At 68.7% G+C, this 3,819-nt stretch carries 3 protein-coding genes and 1 pseudogene; all 4 read left to right on the top strand.

Going from position 1 to position 3,819, the window contains the following annotated elements; genetic code table 11:
- Positions 1-508: SDR family oxidoreductase (locus CCN42_RS34760; protein ID WP_086741384.1), on the top strand; the 508-nt coding region annotated here is incomplete at its 5' end.
- Positions 509-521: 13 nt separating this feature from the next.
- Positions 522-1,274 carry an SDR family oxidoreductase gene (locus CCN42_RS34755; RefSeq protein WP_086169836.1) on the top strand — a complete coding sequence of 251 codons (753 nt, stop codon included), beginning with the start codon at positions 522-524 and terminating at the stop codon, positions 1,272-1,274.
- 240 nt (positions 1,275-1,514) lie between these two features.
- Entirely contained in the window at positions 1,515-3,095 is a 1,581-nt protein-coding gene (locus CCN42_RS34750) for an ABC transporter substrate-binding protein (protein WP_169731580.1), read from the top strand.
- 92 nt (positions 3,096-3,187) lie between these two features.
- Positions 3,188-3,819: pseudogene (gene ung, locus CCN42_RS34745) on the top strand (uracil-DNA glycosylase); the annotation flags it as partial.

Genomic DNA, 3,819 nt, shown 5'->3' with positions numbered 1-3,819 from the left:
CATCCTCGTCAACAACGCGGGCGTGCTCCGCGACAACCTGCTGTTCAAGATGAGCGTCTCCGACTGGGACACCGTCATGAACGTGCACCTGCGCGGCGCCTTCCTGATGTCGAAGACCTGCCAGAAGCACATGGTCGACGCGGGCTTCGGCCGGATCGTCAACCTCTCCTCGTCCTCCGCGCTCGGCAACCGGGGCCAGGTCAACTACTCGGCCGCCAAGGCGGGTCTGCAGGGCTTCACCAAGACCCTCGCCAAGGAGCTGGGCAAGTTCGGCATCACCGCCAACGCCGTCGCCCCCGGCTTCATCGCCACCGACATGACCGCCGCCACCGCCGAGCGCGTCGGCATGGGCTTCGAGGACTTCAAGGCCGCCGCCGCCTCGATGATCCCCGTGCAGCGCGTCGGCGAGCCGGACGACATCGCCAACGCCATCGCCTTCTTCACCGGCGAGGCGGCCGGCTTCGTCTCCGGCCAGGTGCTGTACGTCGCCGGCGGACCGCTCGACTAGGGATCACCACACCATGACTGAACTCTCCGGCAAGGTCGCGCTCGTCACGGGCGCCAGCCGCGGCATCGGCTACGGCGTCGCCGAGGCGCTCGTCGCCCGCGGCGACCGTGTCTGCATCACCGGCCGCAACGAGGACGCCCTCAAGGAGGCCGTCGACAAGCTCGGCGCCGACCGGGCGATCGGTGTGGCCGGCAAGGCGCACGACGAGGCCCACCAGGCGCTCGCCGTCGAACGCACCATGGAGGCCTTCGGCCGGGTCGACTACCTGGTCAACAACGCCGGTACGAACCCGGTGTTCGGGCCGATCGCGGACCTCGACCTGAACGTGGCCCGCAAGGTGTTCGAGACCAACGTGGTCTCGGCGCTCGGCTTCGCCCAGCGCACCTGGCACGCCTGGCAGAAGGACAACGGCGGCGCGATCGTCAACATCGCCTCCGTCGCGGGGCTCGCGCCCTCGCCCTTCATCGGCGCGTACGGGGTCAGCAAGGCCGCGCTGATCAACCTGACCGTGCAGCTGGCGCACGAGTTCGCGCCCAAGGTGCGGGTCAACGCGATCGCCCCGGCCGTGGTCAAGACGAAGTTCGCCCAGGCCCTGTACGAGGGCCGCGAGGAGGAGGCGGCCGCGGCCTACCCGCTGAAGCGGCTCGGTGTGCCGTCGGACATCGGCGGCGCCGCCGCGTTCCTCACCTCCGAGCAGGCCGACTGGGTCACCGGCCAGACGCTGGTGGTGGACGGCGGCATCTTCCTCAACGCGGGCGTCGCCTGACGTCGGACGCTTCACGGGCACCGTTTCCCGTCGTGTGCGTCGAGATGGTTTCGTGCTCTGCACGTGACGTGATCGATGTTGACGGAAACGGTGCCCGTGGCGAGGTTTGACAGGCCAACGAAGCCTGACAACGTCGTCATCCAAAAGGTGATCAACTACCTCTCGCAAGGACGGTCCACACGGCGTGTTGCTGCGGTAGTGTCTGCCGACATTTGGTATGGCAGATCGAGGAGCGTGCGCGTGTTCAACCGGAACCGATGCCTGCGGCAAGTGGCGGCGATCGCTTCCATATCCCTGGTGGCGGGCTGCGGCCTGTTCTCCGACAGCGGCGAGGCCGACGACGGCCCGATCGTCGTCGGGACCACCAGCGCGCCCACCACCCTGGATCCCGCCGCGTCCTGGGACGGCTCCTGGGAGCTGTTCCGGAACATCTACCAGACCCTGCTGAGCTACCCCAACGGCTCGACGACGCCGCAGCCGGACGCGGCGAAGAGCTGCGAGTTCAGCGACACCGCCAACCGCACCTACCGGTGCGAGCTGCGCAAGGGGCTGAAGTTCTCCGACGGCAGCCCGCTCGACGCCAAGGCCGTCAAGCACTCGATCGACCGGATCCTGAAGATCAAGGCGCCCTCGGGGCCCGCGGGGCTGCTCGGCAGCCTGAACCGGGTGGAGGCGCGCGGCGAGCGCGAGGTCGTCTTCCACCTCAAGACGTCCGACGCCACCTTCCCCTTCGTGCTCGCCACCCCCGCCATGTCCATCGTCGAGCCCGGCAGCTACCCGGCCGACGCGCTGCGCCAGGGCGACGAGGTCACCGGCTCCGGGCCGTACAAGCTCGAGGCCTACCAGGAGAACGACCGGGCCGAACTGGTCACCAACGACCACTACGACGGCTACGCCGAGCGCCGCAACGACGCGGTGACCATCCGCTACTTCCAGGACTCCGGCACCATGGTCGAGGCGCTGAAGAAGCAGGAGATCGACCTCACCTACCGCGGTCTCGCCGCCGACGACATCGTCGACCTGCAGACCAAGGACGCCGAGCAGACCCTCCAGCTGGTCGAGGGCGCCGGCATCGACATCAGCTACCTGGTGTTCAACCCCAGCGACCCGTGGGCCGGGAAGGCCGCCGTGCGCAAGGCCGTCGCGCAGCTCGTCGACCGGCCGACCATCGCCCACGAGATCTACAAGGACACCGTGGACCCGCTGTACTCCATGGTCCCCAACGGCATCAACGGGCACACCACCGGCTTCTTCGACGACTACGGCGACCCCGACGCCGGCAAGGCCCGCGCCATCCTCACCGAGGCCGGCATCACCGAGCCCGTCCCGCTGACCTTCTGGTACACCAGCGACCGCTACGGCTCCGAGACCGCCGTCCTGTTCAAGGAGCTGAAGCGGCAGCTGGAGGCGTCCGGCCTGTTCGAGATCACGCTGAAGAGCCGGCCCTGGAAGACGTACGTCGAGGGCTACCAGAAGGGCGAGTACCCGGTCTTCGGACGCGGCTGGTTCCCCGACTTCCCCGACGCCGACAACTACATCGCGCCGTTCGTCGGCAAGGAGAACGCCCTCGGCACGCCGTACCCGGCGCCCGAGATCACCCAGGACCTGCTGCCCCGCTCCCGCCGGGAGAGCGACCGCGCCCAGGTGGAGCGGGAGTTCGAGGAGGCTCAGCAGATCCTCGTGAACGACGCGCGGCTGCTGCCGCTGTGGCAGGGCAAGCAGTTCATCGCGGCGAGCGAGGAGATCTCCGGCGGGGAGCGGGCCCTCGACCCCTCGACGATCATGATGATGTGGGAGCTGGACCGCAAGACCAGCTGGTGAGGCTCGGCGGAGACGGCCCGCGCGGTGCGTTGTCAGTGGTCGCCTGTAGGTTCTGAGACCTGGAAGCGACCGCACACCGTAAGGAAGTTGACGTGACCGACACCGCCATGCTGCCCGAGTCCTGGCGCGGGGTCCTGGGCGACGAGCTGCAGAAGCCCTACTTCAAGGAGCTGACGGAGTTCGTCGAGGAGGAGCGGGCGAAGGGTCCCGTCTACCCGCCGCGCGAGGAGGTCTTCGCCGCCCTCGACGCCACGCCGTACGAGCAGGTGAAGGTGCTGGTCCTCGGCCAGGACCCGTATCACGGCGAGGGCCAGGGGCACGGCCTGTGCTTCTCGGTCCGCCCCGGGGTGAAGACCCCGCCGTCGCTGCGCAACATCTACAAGGAGATGCAGGAGGAGCTGGGCCTGCCGGTGCCGGACAACGGCTACCTCATGCCGTGGGCCCGGCAGGGCGTCCTGCTGCTNNGCGGGCGAGGCCAACTCGCACAAGGGGAAGGGCTGGGAGAAGTTCACCGACGCGGTGATCCGCGCGGTGGCCGAGCGCCCCGACCCGGCGGTCTTCGTCCTCTGGGGCAACTACGCCCAGAAGAAGCTCCCCCTGATCGACGAGACCCGCCATGTCGTGGTGAAGGGCGCCCACCCCTCCCCGCTCTCCGCCAAGAAGTTCTTCGGCTCCCGCCCCTTCACCCAGATCAACGAGGCGATCGCCCGCCAGGGCCACGAGC

The organism is Streptomyces glaucescens (assembly GCF_002154375.1).
GTDB lineage: Bacteria > Actinomycetota > Actinomycetes > Streptomycetales > Streptomycetaceae > Streptomyces > Streptomyces glaucescens.
Note: the sequence above shows the minus strand (reverse complement) of the source record. Positions and strands in the feature narration are given on the sequence as shown.